Origin of the sequence: Vibrio sp. 10N.261.52.A1, from assembly GCF_002876325.1 — a bacterium.
Taxonomy (GTDB): Bacteria; Pseudomonadota; Gammaproteobacteria; order Enterobacterales; family Vibrionaceae; genus Vibrio; species Vibrio chagasii.
Genome location: NZ_MCYD01001370.1, coordinates 1 through 1,469, shown reverse-complemented (window position 1 = coordinate 1,469; position 1,469 = coordinate 1). Strand labels below are relative to the sequence as shown.

General features: G+C 39.5%; 1 protein-coding gene and 1 pseudogene. Both read right to left on the bottom strand.

The genetic code is table 11. From position 1 onward, the window contains the following. Window positions 1-478 (bottom strand): annotated as a pseudogene (locus tag BCT81_RS27965) (hypothetical protein); the annotation flags it as partial. A gap of 197 nt (window positions 479-675) precedes the next feature. Next, a complete protein-coding gene (locus tag BCT81_RS27960) occupies window positions 676-1,293 on the bottom strand; it encodes a redoxin family protein (protein ID WP_102426552.1) in 618 nt (205 codons plus the stop codon). Window positions 1,294-1,469 lie beyond the last annotated feature (176 nt).

The following is a 1,469-nucleotide window of genomic DNA, read 5'->3' as shown; positions in this document are numbered from 1 at the left end:
CGGTGTCGGCTTTTTTCCAAAGAATGATGTTCTTGATGTTGTTTTCGACTTTCGCAACAGCAAGTTTTTCTGGTGTTGTTGTTGAGTTGAAGTTCTCGTAGTAAATATTAAAGTTTTCAACGTCATATGTTTTACCAGACGAGTTTGTTGCGGTTACTGTAAACGTAATGTCTGCGTCATTTTGAGTCTTATAGTTGCGCTCTGGGATACCATGAACTTGAGCAAAACTGCCGCTCGATTTTAGGTTATTACCGTACTGGGTAATATCAACGTTCACGTTTTTGTCTGCGCCATTTTTAATCGACTTTACGCTGAATTGCAGCGAGAAATTGTTGCCCAGGCTAACCACTGAGTTGGCGTTAGATGCGTCAATGACATTTTTTGAAGCACTGTTATTGTTACCGCCACCGCTTCCGCCGCCACAGGCAGTAAGCATTGTTGTAACAACAAGAGTAGGAATAATAAGTTTATTTATCATAGAGAACCAAATTATCTGCAAGCAATAAAGCTCGCATGTTACAAGAAATGGTATTTTCTCTTAGTAAGCCTTTGTAAGTTATGTATTGATAGAGCTTACAAATAATCTTTAAGTTATGTATTCGAGCTATTAATTTGCGGGAAGTAAGAAGGGTAATCAAAGTGGGCAAGCCTAAGTTGCCCACTGGTTTACTTTGCTTAGAAGTATTTTTTCGCTACTTCAACAGCTTTGTCCAAATCTGGAATCATAGTCAGCTCTGGAACTCGCTGAATATGAACGATTTTGTTGTCTTTATCGACAACGAATGTGCTACGAGCCAATAAACCAAGCTCGTTGATTTGTGTGCCTGATTCAAAACCAAAAACGTGGTCTTTGGCATCTGAAAGCAAAGTTAGGTTGTCTGTAATACCTTTCTCATTCTTGAATCGATCCAGTGCGAAAGTCGTGTCTGCACTTAGGCCGATAAATTCAATGTTATCTGTCAGTTCAGGGTTTGCTTTTACAAAGTTAGAAAGATCCTGAGCTTGTTGGTTACATACTGGTGTGTCAATCGAAGCCAGTAAACTAAAGATACGCACTTTGTCTGTTTTTGCTGTGGTATCGTACGGCTGATTTTTGTTTGTCATCAATGTCACTGAAGGCAGGTAATCACCAACAGCCAAGCTATTACCAACAAGGTTGAACGTTGTCTCGTAGTATAAAGTCAGCGTATTGTCTTTCCCTGTTGGAGCCGTTTCACTGGTTGTTAAGTAGTCCGCAGCACCAGCCGTTGTGGTTAAAATCAGTGCCGCTAGCGTGATTAGCGTTTTTTTCATGTTGAGTCTCTTGAATTATATTAGTTAAGCTCAGTTTCAAGCGCAGCGAACTCTAGCGAAATAAGATGCGGTTTGTTCAAACCAACAGATAATGAAAATCACACCGTTCGATTTTATTATAAAATATCAACGACTAAGAGAATAAGACCCTATTTAAAATGAGAGCTTACATAAGC

Bases quoted from the DNA above. Each gene is read 5' to 3' on its own strand.
- BCT81_RS27960 (WP_102426552.1), bottom strand. From the start codon at position 1,293: ATGAAAAAAACGCTAATCACGCTAGCGGCACTGATTTTAACCACAACG.